The organism is Paraburkholderia aspalathi, assembly GCF_905220735.1.
Taxonomy (GTDB): domain Bacteria; phylum Pseudomonadota; class Gammaproteobacteria; order Burkholderiales; family Burkholderiaceae; genus Paraburkholderia; species Paraburkholderia aspalathi.
Map to the genome: position 1 here is coordinate 66,322 of NZ_CAJNBA010000004.1, position 16,233 is coordinate 82,554.

Consider the following 16,233-nt stretch of genomic DNA (forward strand, 5'->3'; position numbering starts at 1 on the left):
AGCACCATGTGCGGAATTGTGGGCTTGCTGGTCAAGACGCCGGCATTGCGCGAACGGCTCGGCGAATTGATGGTGCCGATGCTGATCGGCATGACCGAGCGCGGGCCGGATTCGGCGGGTCTCGCGGTGTTCGGCAAACAGGTGGATGTGAGCCAGCGCAAGCTGAGCATCTACGCGGGCTTCACCGACGAAGGCGCGGACTTCGCATGGCAACCGCTGCTGGACGCATTGAACGCGGCGATGGACGTGACCGCCCGTGTCGATGCGAAAGGCAATCACGCGGTACTGACGGTGCAAGGCAATGTCGAGCGCGTGAAGACGTGGCTGCGCGAGCGCTATCCAAAGCTGTATCTGCTGTCGAGCGGCCGCTCGATCGATCTGTACAAGGATATTGGCTCGCCGTCGCAAGTCGCCGAGCGTTATGACTTTGCGAACCTGAAAGGCTCGCACCTGGTCGGCCATACACGCATGGCGACCGAATCGGCGGTAACGCCCGACCGCGCGCATCCGTTCACGGCCGGCGATGATTTCTGCCTCGTCCACAACGGCTCGCTCTCGAATGCGCATGGCGTGCGCCGCAAGCTCGAACCGCAAGGCATTCACTTCGATACCGACAACGACACCGAAGCCGCCTGCCGCTTTCTCGAATGGCGGCTGCGCGAAGGCGACACGTTGCCGGTCGCCTTGCAGAAGGGGTTCGAAGAACTCGACGGCTTCTACACGTTCCTGATGGGCACCTCGACCGAACTCGCACTGATTCGCGATCCCTTCGCGTGCAAACCGGCGGTGGTCGCGGAAAACGACGACTACGTCGCGATCGCTTCCGAGTTCCGTTCGCTTGCGCATCTGCCCGATATCAAGAACGCCAGGGTCTTCGAACCCGCACCTGAGGAGATGTATGTATGGAAAGCCTGACTTTCGATCTGGAGCGTACGACGGTCCGTGAGCTGAACCAGTTCCTGCACAAACCGGCGAGCGAACTGGAGGGCCAGGCGGTGACCGTCGTCTCACCGAACGGCGCGCATAACCTCGCGGTTGGTGTGGATGCGCCGGTGCGAGTGACGATCGCCGGTCACGCCGGCTATTACGCAGGCGGCATGAATAAGCACGCGACGATCGAGATCGACGGCAGCGCGGGCACAGGCGTCGCGGAAAACATGATGAGCGGCAAGGTGCATGTGAAGGGTTTCGCGTCGAACGGCGCGGGCGCTTCGGCGCACGGCGGCTTGCTGGTGATCGACGGCGATGCGGGCCTGCGCTGCGGTATTTCGTTGAAGGGTGGCGACATCGTGGTGGGCGGCTCGGTGGGCAGCTTCTCGGCTTTCATGGCGCAGGCGGGCCGCATGGTGATCTGTGGCAATGCGGGTGATGCGCTCGGCGACTCGCTTTACGAAGCGGTGCTGTACGTGCGCGGCGACGTGAAATCGCTCGGCGCGGACGCGCAGTACGAGCCGATGACGCCGGCGGATATCGACGCGGTGCGCGCGCTGCTCTCCGCTGCCGGCATGGACCACGACCCGGCGTCGTTCAAACGGATCGCCTCCGCTCGCACGCTCTATCACTGGAACGCCGACGCGAACCAGGAATATTGAACACACGCTCTCTGAGAAGGCCCCCATGGAAGCCAAATCCGTTCAATTCGTCCGCTTGCAGCAGGAAGAGTCGCAAGGCTACGACCGCAAGACGATCGACTATATCCACTCGGCCGCGCAGCGCGGCCTCTACGAAATTCGCGGTCTGGGCGCGAAACGCCGTGTGCCGCATTTCGACGATCTGCTGTTTCTCGGCGCGTCGCTGTCGCGCTATCCGCTCGAAGGGTATCGCGAGAAATGCGCGACGCAGACCGTTCTCGGCACGCGCTTCGCTAAAAAGCCGGTGGTGCTGGATATTCCGATCACGATTGCCGGCATGAGCTTCGGCGCGCTCTCCGCGAACGTGAAAGAAGCGCTCGGGCAGGCCGCGACCGCGATGGGCACCTCGACCACCACCGGCGACGGCGGCATGACGCAGGAGGAGCGCCGCTCGTCGAAGACGCTGGTCTATCAGTGCCTGCCGTCGCGCTACGGCTTCAACCCGGACGACGTGCGCCGCGCCGATGCGATCGAAATCGTGATCGGCCAGGGCGCGAAACCGGGCGGCGGCGGCATGCTGCTCGGGCAGAAGGTCAATCCGCGTGTCGCCTCGATGCGCACCTTGCCGGCCGGCGTCGATCAGCGTTCGGCGAGCCGTCACCCGGACTGGACCGGCCCGGACGATCTGGCGATCAAGATTCAGGAACTGCGCGAAATCACCGATTGGGAAAAACCGATCTACGTGAAGGTCGGCGCAACCCGCACGTTCAACGACGTCAAGCTCGCGGTGCATGCGGGTGCGGACGTGGTGGTGATCGACGGGATGCAGGGCGGCACGGCGGCGACGCAGACCTGCTTCATCGAGAACGTCGGTATTCCGACGCTGGCCGCGGTTCGCCAGGCGGTGGACGCGCTCGAAGATCTGAATATGAAAGGCCAGGTGCAACTGATCGTCTCGGGCGGCATCCGCACCGGTGCCGACGTAGCGAAGGCACTGGCACTCGGCGCGGATGCGGTGGCGATCGGGCAGGGCATGCTGATGGCGCTCGGCTGCAACAGCGATACGTACTTTCAGAACGGCACATTGCATTCGGCGGAAGGGGACTACGCGGCGCTGAACACGTCGCCGGGTTTCTGCCATCACTGCCACACGGGCAAGTGCCCGGTCGGCGTGACCACCCAGGACGCGGTGCTCGAACAACGTGTGCAGCCCGATGAAGGTTCGCGCCGCGTGCGCAACTACCTGAAGACGCTGAACATGGAACTGACGACGATCGCGCGAGCGTGCGGCAAGCAGAACGTCCATCACCTCGAACCGGAGGATCTGGTCGCGTTGACGGTCGAGGCCGCGGCAATGGCGCGTATTCCGCTCGCGGGTACTTCGTGGATTCCTGGATGGACCCCATGAATTGAGTTGTTTTGAGATTTTTGACTGTGGAAAAGTTGAGTGCATTCAACCTTGATTCACCCCTCTATCAGGAGCCCGACATGAGCACTCCGCAAAGCACCACGCAAGCAGCACCAGCATCGGTACCATCCGGCGGTCTGCGTGCCGGCACGCTAGGTTTTCCCGAGGTCATCGGTCAATCCATCGCGAACCTTTCACCAACTTTCACGCCATCGATCAACGTGACCGCGATCGCGGCGCTGGCAGGTGCGGGGACATGGTTGATTTATGGTCTTTCGACGCTCGGGCTGCTGCTGGTGAGCATGAGCATCATCGCGCTCTCGAGCCGAATCGCATCGGCCGGTTCGTTCTTTATCTATATCTCGCGCGCGCTTGGGCCGATGGCAGGTGGCATTGCCGGCTGGGGATTGATCGCGGCTTATGTGGGCACGGCAATGGGGGTTGGCGCCGCAGGCGTGGTGTTCGTGCAGAACGCTTTTACGGCCTGGGGTATCAATATCCCGTCGTGGGCGGTCTACACCATCTTTGTCGGCCTCGCCTGGTTCTTCTCGGCGCGTGACGTGAAGCTTTCCTCGCGTCTGTCGCTTGCCATCGAAGCCGCTTCGGTGGTGATCGTGGGCGGCGTGCTGATCTACGTGCTCGCACTGCATCCGGACCATATCATCGACCATACGCAACTTGGGCTGCAGGGTGTGAGCGGTAAGGGTATGGCACAGGGCATGGTGCTCGGCATCTTCTCGTACGTGGGTTTCGAGAGCGCGGCCTCGCTCGGCCAGGAAACCAGGAACCCGCTGCGCGTCATTCCGCGTGCGGTGGTCTGGTGCGTGATCCTGTCGGGCCTGTTCTTCATGTTTGTGGCCTATTCGATGACGATTGCCTACCACGACGACGCAGCCAAGCTCGGCGGCGATTCTGCCGTGCTCAGCACCTTGCTCACGAGCGTCGGCGCCTCGCCGCTCGGTCCGGTGTTTTATCTGATCGCCTCGGTCAGCGCGTTCTCATGCGTGCTTGCGTGTATCAACTCGTCCAGCCGCCTGCTGTATTCGATGGGCCGCTATCAATTCGTGCACCGCTCGATGGGCATGGTGCACCGCACGCACCAGACGCCGTACATTGCCGTTGCGTTTTCCTCCATCGTGACCTTTGTGGTGTGTATCGCGATGCTCGGCACGGGTCCGCTCAACACCTTCGGCTATACCAGTACGTTTGCGACGTTTGGCTTCCTGGTCGTGTATTTCCTGGTCGCCATCGCGGCACCGGTTTATCTGAAGAAGCAGGGCGAGCTCAAGACGAGCAACGTCGTGTGGGGTGTGCTCGGCGCACTGGCGATGGTCGGCGCGGTGATCGGCAGCGTGTATCCGGTGCCCGATTATCCGTATAACATCCTGCCGTATCTGTTCGTTGCGTATATGCTGGTTGGCGCGGTCTGGTTGTTGATGCTCAAGAAGCGCTCGCCGCAGGTGCTCGAGAAGATCGAGCACGATCTGGAAACAAGCGACGTGATGACCCACGGCAAAAAGTAAATGAATGAACCCTTCTCCCAGGATAGCTTGCCCGCACCGAACACCAGCCAGGTGCCAGACGATCCAGAGGGAAGGCCCACTAGCGGTCGCGGAATGGACGGCCAGGAAATCGATCTGCAATTGAGGCCGGAGCGCGGCGAGTGCGCCGCGCTCGAGATCGGTTGTGTTTCTTTCCCTGCCCGCGCCCGCGGGCAGGATCACATCAACGAAGACTATGTCGGCGTGATGCTCGGCGATCTGGCGGAGCGCGCCGCGCGTGGCAGCGTGATCGCTCTCGCCGATGGCGTGAGCGGCAGCAGGGGCGGCCGGGTCGCGGCCGAACTCTCGGTACGGACCTTTATCGATGCCTATTACGGGCTCGCCGACACCTTGCAGCCCGGCGTCGCCGCTGCGCGCGCGCTCGAGGCAATACACGGCTGGCTGCATCAGATCGGCCGCGTCGACCCTGCGCTGAAGCAAATGTCCGCGTCCTTTGCGGCGCTGATCGTGCGCCGCGCTACCGCGTATCTGGTCGCGGCCGGCGATGTGCGGCTCTATCTGCTGCGCGATGGCCAACTGACCCAGCTCGGTGACGACGACGTGGTGCCGGTCGCCTTCGGTTCTTATGTGGCGCATGCGGTCGGCATGCTTCCGACACTGGTGACGCGCATCGAAACGCTTGAGCTGCACGAGGGCGACCGCCTGCTGATGTGCTCCGACGGACTCTATCGCCGCGTGCCGATGCGCGAGCTGCAGACAGTGCTGGCGGCGCGCGGCGGTGCGCTCGAAACGGCACGCCGGCTCAATGCGCTAGCGATGACGCGCGGCTCGCAGGACGACGTGACGAGCGCGGTGCTCGATGTGGGCGGCCTGCCTTTGCTCGATGTCGGTTACCTTGAGCGGGTGGTCGGCACCTTGCCGATTCCGGCGGTGCCCGACGCCGGTGAAGTGATCGACGGATATCTGCTCAAGAGCGTGTTGAGCGATGGCTTCTATTCGCGGATTTTCGCCGGCTACGATCTGGCCGATCCGAACACGCCGCTGGCGCTCAAGTTTCCCAAGCCGCGTGTCGAGCAGGACGAGAACGTGCGGCAGTCGATCGTGCGCGAGCGCTGGCTGGCCGGCAAGATCAGCGACGACGGCGTGCTCGCGCCGATGCCGATCGATGCCGACCGGCAAACCCGGCTCTATGTGGTGATGCCGCTCGGCTCAGGTGTCACGCTCGAAAAACTGCTGGCGGCGCCTCAGCCCATGGCGCTGCCACGTGCGCTCAAGATCGCGCGACAGTTGGGTCATTCGATCGACGTGCTGAATCGCCGCAATATCTTCCATCGCGATATCAAACCCGAGAACGTGCTGGTGATGTGGGGCGATAGCACGCGCCTGCTCGATCTCGGCTTCGGTTATATGCCGGGCATGCAGTTGCCGGGTCCCGACGTCGCACCGGGCTCACCCGCTTATATGGCGCCTGAGTTGATGAAGGGCGCGCTGGGCGATGCGCGCTCCGAGGTGTTCGCGTTTGGCGTGACTCTGTACCGGTTGTTCAGCGGCGGCAAGCTGCCCTACGGCTTCAATGGCCGTGTGCCGCTCTATCAGTACCGGCCGGACGCGCCGCTATGGCTCGACCTGGTGCTGGAGAAAGCGCTGCAACCCGATCCGGTGCGTAGGTATCAGGACGTGCTCGAAGTCTGCGCCGATCTCGAACGTTTTTCGAGCGGTCGGGACGCGATGGCGCCGATCCGGCGCAAGCCTTTGCTCGAGAGCGATCCGGTGCTGTTCTGGCAGGTGGTCGTGGTGCTGTTGCTGGCGTTGTTGCTGTGGTCGTTGATGCGGCATTGAGCGGGGCCGGCGACGCAGCCCCCGTAACAGATCACTTGATAAGGTATCCTGCCCGTAGAAAAATTGCCGACCGGCTGAGCTATTGTCGAATATTTGTCCCTGTAGACTAAGTCGCAATTCCGCCTTCTAAATCTGATACTTTCTGCTTTCGACCTAGCCGGCTTCATGACAAAGGATCTGCACAGATGAGCTTCATCCACTTTATTGGCGGCGAGAAGGGCGGCGTCGGCAAATCGCTGGTCGCCCGCGTTTTGGCCCAGTACTTTATCGACGAGAATATTCAGTTCGTCGGCTTCGACACCGATAAATCACATGGCGCCTTGTTGCGCTTCTATGCCGATTTCGCCGCTCCAGCAGTACTCGATCAGCACGACAGCCTGGATCCCATTATCGAACAGGCACTCGAAGATCCGCAGCGGCGTGTTCTGGTCGATCTTGCCGCGCAAACGCAGCAGTCCCTCGGACAATGGCTGGACGACGCGGACGTCATCGGTCTTGCCGAAGAGCACGGTCTAACGCTGACCTGGTGGCACGTCATGGACGCAGGCCGCGATTCGGTCGATCTGCTGCGGCAGTGGCTCGACCAGTTTGGTGGACGGATCAAGCTGGTGATCGTATTGAACGAACTTCGCGGTGACCGCTTCGAGATTCTGGAGGCATCCGGTGAACTCGCGCGTGCCGAAGCGCTCGGCGCGAGCGTGATCACGCTGCGCCGTCTGCCCGACGCGACGATGCAGAAGATCGATCGGCAAAGCGCAAGCTTCTGGGCAGCCATCAATCATCCCGACCGAGCCGCCGCCGGCCTGGGTATGCTCGAGCGGCAACGCGTCAAGGTGTGGCTACATCGCGCTTATGGTGAATTGGCCAAGCTCGCCTTATAGCTGCGTCTCGGCCGGCTTCACGCCGCGGTCAGGATGTCCGGTAACTGATCCACCCGCGGCTCGACCAGCTCGGAGCTGATGAAAGCCCAAAGCTGTTCGGCCGCTTTGCCACGCTCCTTCACCGGGCGGTACAGGCGTATCTCCAGCTCAGTCGCCCAAGTGTCCGAGCCTGCGCGAACCAGATTTCCTTCGCTTAACTCTTTGGTGATACAGCTCTCCGGTAGCCAGCCGATTCCGTGGCCGGCTACCACCATGCCTTTTAACGCTTCCGACATGTGGGTCTCAAAGCAGCGGAACAGCGAGTACGGTTGCGTCGCGTTCATCAACAGCATTTCGACAACGTTGCCAAGGAATGCACCGGATGAATAGGCGAGCAGGGGCAGCGGCCTGCTGCTCTTGCCAGGGAGTTCGAAGAGAGGCTTGCCGTCGCTGCCTGCTGCCGAGACCGGCACGATGCGCTCGACACCCAATGTAAGGAATGGAAAGTGATTTGGATCGAGCGCGATCGGCAATTGCGGGTGGTGATAGCCGATTAGCAGGTCGCAGTCGCCTGCCACGAGGTGTTGCACACCCTCGGGTACGTTGACGGCCTGAACCCGGGCCATGATGTGGCCGAACTCGCTGGTCAGGCGCTTGAGCCAGTCGGGAAAAAGCGTAAAGACAAGGGTATGGGCAACCGCGAAATGAACCACATGGTCGTTTTCGGCGAACTGTTCATACCCGCCTACCAGGTTGCGCGCCGCATGCATGCTGCGGAGGATGTCCGCCGCAAGACTGCGAAACATCCGGCCCGCGGGCGTGAGGGTGATCGGGTTGACGCTGCGATCGACGAGCTTCGTGCCCATCCACGTTTCGAGCGCCACGATCCGTCTACTGAAAGCTGACTGGGTGAGATTCCGGCTGCGCGCCGACCGGGAGAAACTCTTCGTATCCGAAAGGCTAAGAAAGTCTTCCAACCACTTTGCTTCCATATTGATCACTTGTGTTGGGTCAATCGACAACCGCGCCTGTGCGACGCGGCAACGCTAGCCTACCGTTCCTCATTGCAAGAATACCGATGTTTTTTTTCGATAGGTGTTAGTCGAAATATGCATGAGCGTTGCCGCCATAAATTGGGCTACATACCTTTTGTCTGCCTGCCCTCGGTGACCTGATACAAACTGCCCTTGGTCCGGCGCGAAAAACGAACGATCGTTCTGAAATGTCAGTTGTTGATTTGTAGCCTAATCGATGCGCCATCGCGCATACATCCTTCCGTATATGTTCCCGGGATTGCGAAGTCAAGTGCCCGCGTTAAAAGGATCGAACTGATTATGTCCACATTGCACAACCAGAATTCCCCGGCATCCCCTGGCGACGTAGATAAGAAAAGCTGGCTGGAGTCGCACGAAGCGGGATATCACAAAACGTTGGGTAATCGTCAGGTTCAGATGATTGCCATTGGCGGCGCGATCGGCACGGGCCTCTTTCTCGGCGCGGGCGCGCGTCTGCAAATAGCGGGTCCTTCGCTTGCCGTCGTCTATCTGGTCTGTGGCGTCTTCTCGTTTCTGATCCTGCGCGCGCTGGGTGAGTTGGTGATGCATCGGCCGAGCAGCGGCAGCTTCGTGTCGTACGCCCGGGAGTTTCTCGGTGAAAAAGCCTCGTATGTCGCCGGCTGGATGTACTTTCTGAACTGGGCGATGACCGGTATCGTCGACATCACTGCCGTCGCGCTGTACATGCATTACTGGGCGGCATTCTCATCCGTGCCGCAATGGATCTTCGCACTGATTGCGCTTTGCATCGTTGCGGCGATGAACCTGATCGGCGTGAAATGGTTTGCCGAAATGGAGTTCTGGTTCGCGCTCATCAAGGTTGCGGCAATCTCGCTGTTCCTCGTAATCGGCTCGATCATTCTGGGTACCGGGACGCACGTTGGCGGGCACAGCACGGGCGTGCACCTGATCAGCGAGAACGGTGGGCTGTTTCCGCATGGTTTGCTGCCTGCGCTGGTGCTCGTGCAGGGCGTGGTGTTCGCGTTCGCCGGTGTCGAGCTGGTCGGCACGGCGGCGGGCGAATGCAAGGACGCGCGCAAGGTGCTGCCGCGCGCCATCAACAGCGTGATCTGGCGGATCGCCGTGTTCTATGTGGGCGCTGTTGTATTGCTGGTTTGTCTGTTGCCTTGGAGTGCCTACAAGGCGGGGCAGAGCCCGTTCGTCACGTTTTTCGCCGCGCTCGGCGTGCCGGGTGTCGGCTCGGTCATGAATGTCGTCGTGCTCTCGGCGGCGCTGTCGAGCCTGAACTCGGGACTGTATTCGACCGGGCGGGTGTTGCGCGCGCTGTCGATGGGCGGCTCCGCGCCACATTTCCTGTCCCGCATGAGCTCACAGTCGGTGCCGTACGCCGGCATTCTGGTCACGGTCGCGATTTACATCGTGGGTGTCGTGCTGAACTATTTCGTGCCGTCGAGTGTATTTGAAATCGTGCTTAACGTGGCGTCGCTTGGTATTCTCAGCACCTGGGGGTTCATCGTGGTTTGCCAGATGAAGTTCCGTCAGGCGGTGGCGCGTGGTGAGGCTGAGCCGGTGACGTTCAGAATGCCCGGCGCGCCGGTGACGTCCTGGCTGACGCTGGCGTTTCTGGTGGGGGTGCTGGTATTGATGGCATTCGACTATCCGAACGGCACGTGGACCGTTGCTGCGATTCCGGTCGTGGCCCTGATCCTGGTTGCCGGCTGGTATGGGGTGCGCCGCCGCGCGCATGCGATGATGAAGCCGACGATCCCGTCGGTCACCCTGACTCAGAGCGTGCTCGAGGACAACGCGGGCTAATGCTGGCTGGTGCGGGCTGATGCGGCGCGCAGCTCCTCCCTATTGCATCGACAACAACAGTAACGACAGCAACAACCGCAATAACGACGGAGAACCGAAGTGAAGCCATTCGATGAGATGCTGACGTCCGCTGACGGGGTCCGCGCGCCTTATGAACTGCTCAAGCAATGGCTCGATACGCAGCATCCTGCGAATCTCGCGCAGAAGGCCGATGACGCGGAAAGCGTGTTCCGCAAGACGGGCATTACGTTTGCCGTGTACGGCGAAGAAGAGGCGGCCGAGCGTCTGATTCCGTTCGACATCATCCCGCGCATCATTTCCAGTCAGGAATGGACACGTCTTTCACAAGGCATCGAACAGCGCGTGATCGCCCTCAACGCCTTTCTCGACGATATCTATCATCGTCAGGAGATCGTGCGCGCCGGGCGTATCCCGAAGGAACTGATTGCCCAGAACGAGGCCTTTCTGCCGGAGATGATCGGCTTCCGGCCGCCGGGCAACGTCTACACGCACATCATCGGCGTGGACATCGTGCGCACGGCCGAAAACCAGTTCTACGTGCTGGAAGACAATGCGCGTACACCCTCCGGTGTCTCCTACATGCTGGAGAACCGCGAGACGATGATGCAGCTTTTCCCCGAGCTGTTTCAGCAGGTCAAGGTGCGGCCGGTCGAAGCCTATCCCCAGCTGCTGCGCGAGTCGCTTGCCGCTGTATGTCCGCCCGGCGGCAATCAGGACAATCCGACCATCGCGGTGCTGACGCCCGGCATCCACAACTCCGCGTACTACGAGCATGCGTTCCTCGCCGACCAGATGGGGGTTCATCTGGTCGAGGGCAGCGATCTGCAGGTCGTGGACGGCCGCGTGGCGATGCGCACAACCGAAGGATTCCGCGCTATCGACGTGCTGTATCGCCGGCTCGATGACGCCTATCTCGATCCGCTGACTTTCCGGCCCGATTCCGTGCTTGGCGTCGCCGGCATCATGGACGTCTACCGCGCGGGCAACATCACGATCGCCAACGCACCGGGCACCGGCATCGCCGACGACAAGGCGATCTATTCCTATATGCCGGAAATCGTCGAGTTCTACACGGGCCGCAAATCGATCCTCGAGAACGTGCCGACCTGGCGCTGTTCCGAGCCGGGCAGCCTGAAATACGTGCTGGAGCATCTCGAGGAACTGGTGGTGAAGGAAGTCCACGGGTCGGGTGGTTACGGCATGCTCGTCGGGCCCGCGGCGTCGAAGAAGGAACGGGAAGATTTCGCAGCCAAGCTCAAAACCCGTCCGAACAACTACATCGCGCAACCAACGCTCGCGTTGTCGACCACACCGATCCTGACCGAAAAGGGTCTCGCGCCGCGCCACGTGGATCTGCGGCCCTTTGTGCTGGTGTCGGACCGCATTCGCATCACGCCGGGCGGTCTGACGCGCGTCGCCTTGAAAGAAGGCTCGCTGGTGGTCAATTCGAGCCAGGGCGGCGGCACCAAGGACACTTGGGTATTGGCTGACTGAGGGCCGACTGACGGCCGGTGGCGAGCCTCGCAGAACGCCAGCCTGATACAGAGCTGGCACACGGAAAAGAACAGACACTGGAATTGGACAGCACATGCTTCTCGGACGCACAGCAAGCGGACTCTACTGGATGCACCGCTATATCGAACGCGCGGAAAACATCGCACGGATAGTCGACGCCGGGCTGCGCATGGCGCTGACCCGAACGTCCGATGCTCAAGCAACCTGGTCGTCCGTGGTGGTGACCTCCGGCACGGAAGAGGGTTTCCGGGAGAAACACGACGCCTATACCGCCGCCACCGTTTCCGACTATCTGCTGCGCGACGGCCACAATCCGTCGAGCGTCCTGTCGTGCATCGAAGCGGCGCGCTCGAATGCCCGTATGGTGCGCACGGCGCTCACCCGCGAGGCGTGGGAGAGCGTGAACGAAGCGTGGATGGTGGTCAGGCGTGTGCTGGCAACGCCGGTGGCGGCGAGCGAGCTGCCGGTCGTCCTCGATCAGATCAAGCGCCAGACCGCGCTGATTCGCGGCACTTTCCACGGCACGATGCTCAGAAACGAGATTTTCGATTTCGCCCGCATCGGCACGTTTATCGAACGCGCTGACAACACCGCGCGCATTCTCGACGTCAAATACCACCTGTTGCTGCCCGCGGTGTCCTATGTGGGCACGACGCTCGACAACTACCAGTGGGAATCGATCCTGCGCTCGGTCGACGCGCATCGATCCTACCGCTGGGTCTACGACGTCCAGTACAAGCCGACCAATATCGCCGACTATCTGATCCTCAACGGCCGCATGCCGCGCTCGCTGAACTTCTGCTACCTGAACATCGTCGAGAACCTCGCGTATCTGGCGCACGACTATGGCTTCACCCATGCCTGTCATAAGACCGCCGACATTACGCTCGCCACGCTTCGGGACAACACGGTCAAGCAGATCTTTGCGCAGGGCCTGCACGAGTTTCTCGAGGGCTTCATCGGGCAGAACAACCGGCTTGGTTTTGAAATCGCCGAAACCTACAACTTCGATTGAGACCGGCCATGCGCATCGCTATTCGTCACACATCGCACTATCAGTACGAGCAGCCGGTCCCTTACGCGTTGCAACGCCTGAGGTTGCGTCCGCAGTCGTGCCCCGGGCAGACGGTGATCGATTGGCAGGTCACGGTCGACGGTGTCGAGCCGAACGTCTCTTACGTGGATGGTCTGGGTAACCGTGTCGATTTCGTGCGGCACGAGCGCAACAAGCGCGAGATCGTCATCGTGGCGCAGGGAACGATCGACACGGAAGACCGGGCCGGCATCTTCGGCGTGGTCGATGGTATTGCCCCGCCTTGGGTCTTCGAGCGGGAGACGCCGCTGACGCGGGCCGGCGAACGAATCAAGGCGCTTGCCGCTGACCTGCACACCGAAGACGCACCGCTGCAGTCGCTGCATGCGTTGATGAATACGATCCACGACCGGATCGCTTATCAGCCCGGCATGACCGATGTAAGCACCGATGCAGAGACGGCCTTGCTCAACCGCCACGGTGTTTGTCAGGACCACGCGCACGTTTTTATCGCCGTGGCGCGAGCGCTCCACATCCCGGCCCGCTACGTCTCGGGCTATCTGCTGATGGACGGTGTCGCGATGCAGGCGGCGAGCCACGCATGGGCGGAGGCGTACCTCGACGGACTCGGTTGGGTCGGCTTCGATGCGGCCAACAATACGTGTCCGGACGAGCGCTATGTGCGCATCGCCACCGGCCTTGACTATCGCGACGCGATGCCCGTATCCGGTATTCGCACCGGGCAGGGTGCTGAGACGCTGACTGTCGAACTCAGCGTTTTGCCGGTCCCGGGTCAAAGCCAGAGTCAAAGTCAAGGCTGACGGACCGATTCAACGCCTTATCAGCGGTCGCGCTGATAAGGGATGCGTAGATGTTCTTAACCACGCTTGCAGGGAGGCAGTATGTCAAATGTCGGTAGCGCAGTGAGCGACATCAATGGCTCGTCGGAAAACGTCGCACACGCTTCCAGCGTGGACGCGGAGCCGGTGTCCGGCAAGGTGCGCGCGCGTCTTAAGCGCGCGAAACAGAAGGCGGCCGATGCGCAGGTCATCGTCATCGAGACGGGGCGCAAGTCTGCCCGGGCTGCCAACGACTATGCGCATGACCGTCCGTGGACGACGGCCGGTGTGGCCCTGGGTGTCGGCGTGCTGATTGGTTTGTTGATCGGTCGAAAATAGTCCGGCGGGGCACCGGCACATCCATGCGTCCGGTCGCCCTGATGATTGACAGGGCGACCGGATTTTCTTAAGCCCGCGTCGTCGCGAGTGCAGCGTTCAGCGTCTTGCTCGGACGCATGACATCAGCCAGCATTTCGGCGTCAGGCCGGTAATAGCCACCGATGTCCGCCGGTTTGCCTTGCACGGCTGACAATTCGTCCACGATGGTCTGCTCGTTGTCGGTCAGTTTTTTCGCCAGCGGGGCAAACTGTGCGGCAAGCGCGGCGTTATCGGTTTGCGCTGCCAATTCCTGAGCCCAGTACAGGGCGAGATAAAACTGGCTGCCACGGTTGTCCAACTGGCCAGTCTTGGGCGACGGGTTTTTGTTGTTGTCGAGCAGCTTGCCCGTGGCGGCATCCAGCGTTTTAGCCAGAATTCTCGCCTTGTCGTTATCGGTCTTGATGCCCAACTCTTCCAATGACACGGCGAGTGCCAGGAATTCACCCAGCGAATCCCAGCGCAGATGGTTTTCTTCCACGAGCTGCTTGACATGCTTCGGCGCCGAGCCGCCGGCACCGGTTTCGTACATACCGCCGCCTGCCATCAGGGGAACGATGGATAGCATTTTGGCGCTCGTGCCAAGCTCCATGATAGGGAACAGGTCGGTGAGGTAGTCGCGCAGGATGTTGCCCGTGACCGAGATGGTATCGAGGCCGCGGATGACGCGCTCCAGCGTGTAACGCATGGCGCGAACCTGCGACATGATCTGAATGTCCAGGCCTGCAGTGTCGTGGTCCTTCAGGTAGGCCTCGACCTTCTTGATCACCTCGGCTTCGTGCGGGCGGTACGGGTCCAGCCAGAAGATGGCCGGCATGCCGGAGTTGCGGGCGCGCGTGACGGCCAGCTTGACCCAGTCGCGGATCGGCGCGTCCTTGACCTGGCACATGCGCCAGATGTCGCCTTCTTCAACGTTCTGCGTAAGCAGTACTTCGCCGGTGGCGAGGTCGACGATGCGCGCTTCGCCCGCTTCCGGAACTTCAAAGGTCTTGTCGTGCGAGCCGTATTCCTCGGCTTGCTGAGCCATCAACCCGACATTGGGGACCGTGCCCATCGTGACGGGGTCGAAGTTGCCGTTGGTTTTGCAGAAGTTGATGATCTCCTGGTAGATGCGGGCGAACGTGCTCTCCGGGATCACGGCCTTGGTGTCCTTCGGACGGCCGTCGGCGCCCCACATCTTGCCGCCGATGCGGATCATGGCCGGCATCGAGGCATCCACGATCACGTCGTTGGGCGCATGCAGATTGGAGATACCCTTGGCCGAGTCCACCATCGCCAGTTCGGGGCGATGCTCGTGGCAGGCGTGCATATCTCGGATGATTTCTTCGCGCTTCGAGCTGGGCAGGCTTTCCAGCTTGTCGTACAAATTGACGAGGCCGTTGTTGACGTTCACACCCAGTTCGTCGAACAGCTTGCCGTGCTTCTCGAAGGCTTCCTTGTAGAAAATCTTCACCGCGTGGCCGAAAACAATGGGGTGCGAAACCTTCATCATCGTGGCCTTGACATGCAGCGACAGCATGACGCCGGTCTTGCGGGCGTCTTCCATCTGCTCTTCGTAGAAGTCGCACAGCGCCTTCTTGCTCATGAACATGCTGTCGATGATCTCGCCGTCCAGCAGCGACACTTTAGGCTTGAGCACAATGGCTTTACCGCTTTGTGTCAGCAATTCCATCTTCACGTCGCGGGCGTGGTCCACCGTCAAGGACTTTTCGCCATGGTAGAAGTCGCCGTGCTTCATGTGAGCCACGTGGGTGCGCGAAGCCATGCTCCACTCGCCCATGCTGTGCGGATTCTTGCGGGCATAGTTTTTTACGGCGGCGGGTGCGCGGCGATCCGAGTTGCCCTCGCGCAGTACGGGATTGACGGCGCTGCCGAGGCACCTGGAATAGCGTTGGCGGATGGCTTTCTCAACGTCGGTTTTCGGCTCCTCAGGGAAATCCGGCACCGCGTAGCCTTTGGCCTGCAGCTCCTTGATCGCGCCGACCAACTGATGGACCGAGGCGCTGATGTTGGGCAGCTTGATGATATTGGTGTCGGGCAGGAGGGTGAGGCGGCCGAGTTCGGACAGGCTGTCGGGCACCCGTTGCGCCTCGGTCAGAAATTCGGGGAATTCGCCCAGGATGCGGCCCGCCAGGGAGATGTCGCTGGTGGTGACGTCGATACCGGCCGCCGCGGTGAATGTACGGACGACGGGCAGGAAGGCGCTGGTGGCTAGCAGCGGGGCCTCATCGGTCAGGGTGTAGATGATTGTCGGTTGCTGGGTGCTCATCGCTTGCCTCAAGATCGGGAAACCTGTTTTGGATGTCACCGGCCGCGTCACAAACCGGCATTCGTGTTCGAATTCTGCCTGATTTCGGTTTCGCCATCATGTAATTTCCGACAAACGCGGCTGACCTATGCATGGACTGGCGCGCGTCATGAAAAATTAGCATGACGGTC

At 61.3% G+C, this 16,233-nt stretch carries 13 protein-coding genes; 11 read left to right on the forward strand and 2 right to left on the reverse strand.

Features of this window, described 5'->3' with window-relative positions:
- Positions 1-6 precede the first annotated feature (6 nt).
- The 6 genes from KHO30_RS23110 (at position 7) to KHO30_RS23135 (ending at position 7,201) form a co-directional block, all read left to right on the forward strand.
- Complete coding sequence (locus tag KHO30_RS23110) at positions 7-915, forward strand: class II glutamine amidotransferase (RefSeq protein ID WP_211702458.1); 909 nt, start codon at positions 7-9, stop codon at positions 913-915.
- Positions 903-1,592 carry a GltB/FmdC/FwdC-like GXGXG domain-containing protein gene (locus KHO30_RS23115; protein WP_211702459.1) on the forward strand — a complete coding sequence of 230 codons (690 nt, stop codon included), beginning with the start codon at positions 903-905 and terminating at the stop codon, positions 1,590-1,592. The genes KHO30_RS23110 and KHO30_RS23115 overlap by 13 nt, the downstream gene beginning before the upstream one ends.
- 25 nt (positions 1,593-1,617) lie before the next feature.
- Positions 1,618-2,979 carry an FMN-binding glutamate synthase family protein gene (locus KHO30_RS23120; protein WP_211702460.1) on the forward strand — a complete coding sequence of 454 codons (1,362 nt, stop codon included), beginning with the start codon at positions 1,618-1,620 and terminating at the stop codon, positions 2,977-2,979.
- Between the two features lie 80 nt (positions 2,980-3,059).
- Positions 3,060-4,502, forward strand: a complete 1,443-nt coding sequence (locus tag KHO30_RS23125; RefSeq protein ID WP_211702461.1) for an APC family permease — start codon at positions 3,060-3,062, stop codon at positions 4,500-4,502.
- A complete protein-coding gene (locus tag KHO30_RS23130; protein ID WP_211702462.1) occupies positions 4,503-6,320 on the forward strand; it encodes a bifunctional protein-serine/threonine kinase/phosphatase in 1,818 nt (605 codons plus the stop codon).
- Between the two features lie 185 nt (positions 6,321-6,505).
- Positions 6,506-7,201, forward strand: a complete 696-nt coding sequence (locus KHO30_RS23135) for a P-loop NTPase family protein (RefSeq protein ID WP_200653162.1) — start codon at positions 6,506-6,508, stop codon at positions 7,199-7,201.
- Between the two features lie 17 nt (positions 7,202-7,218).
- Here the strand turns inward: KHO30_RS23135 and KHO30_RS23140 are convergent, their stop codons facing one another.
- A complete protein-coding gene (locus tag KHO30_RS23140) occupies positions 7,219-8,172 on the reverse strand; it encodes a LysR substrate-binding domain-containing protein (RefSeq protein WP_093635338.1) in 954 nt (317 codons plus the stop codon).
- Between the two features lie 342 nt (positions 8,173-8,514).
- Here KHO30_RS23140 and ansP point away from each other — a divergent pair, with 342 nt between their 5' ends.
- The 5 genes from ansP to KHO30_RS39660 all read left to right on the forward strand — a co-directional run bounded on the left by ansP (position 8,515) and on the right by KHO30_RS39660 (position 13,758).
- On the forward strand, positions 8,515-10,011 hold the full coding sequence (gene ansP, locus KHO30_RS23145; protein WP_200621249.1) for an L-asparagine permease: 1,497 nt from the start codon (positions 8,515-8,517) through the stop codon (positions 10,009-10,011).
- Positions 10,012-10,110: 99 nt separating this feature from the next.
- A complete protein-coding gene (locus KHO30_RS23150; protein WP_093635340.1) occupies positions 10,111-11,526 on the forward strand; it encodes a circularly permuted type 2 ATP-grasp protein in 1,416 nt (471 codons plus the stop codon).
- A 94-nt stretch (positions 11,527-11,620) separates the two neighbouring features.
- Positions 11,621-12,562, forward strand: coding sequence for an alpha-E domain-containing protein (locus KHO30_RS23155; RefSeq protein WP_093635341.1), 942 nt, complete (start codon positions 11,621-11,623; stop codon positions 12,560-12,562).
- A gap of 8 nt (positions 12,563-12,570) precedes the next feature.
- Positions 12,571-13,401 (forward strand): transglutaminase family protein, encoded by an 831-nt coding sequence (locus KHO30_RS23160; protein WP_093635342.1) that lies wholly within the window; start codon positions 12,571-12,573, stop codon positions 13,399-13,401.
- Positions 13,402-13,482: 81 nt separating this feature from the next.
- On the forward strand, positions 13,483-13,758 hold the full coding sequence (locus KHO30_RS39660) for an ElaB/YgaM/YqjD family protein (protein WP_093635343.1): 276 nt from the start codon (positions 13,483-13,485) through the stop codon (positions 13,756-13,758).
- Between the two features lie 67 nt (positions 13,759-13,825).
- Here the strand turns inward: KHO30_RS39660 and KHO30_RS23170 are convergent, their stop codons facing one another.
- Positions 13,826-16,063 (reverse strand): NADP-dependent isocitrate dehydrogenase, encoded by a 2,238-nt coding sequence (locus KHO30_RS23170; RefSeq protein ID WP_211702463.1) that lies wholly within the window; start codon positions 16,061-16,063, stop codon positions 13,826-13,828.
- Between the last annotated feature and the right edge of the window lie 170 nt (positions 16,064-16,233).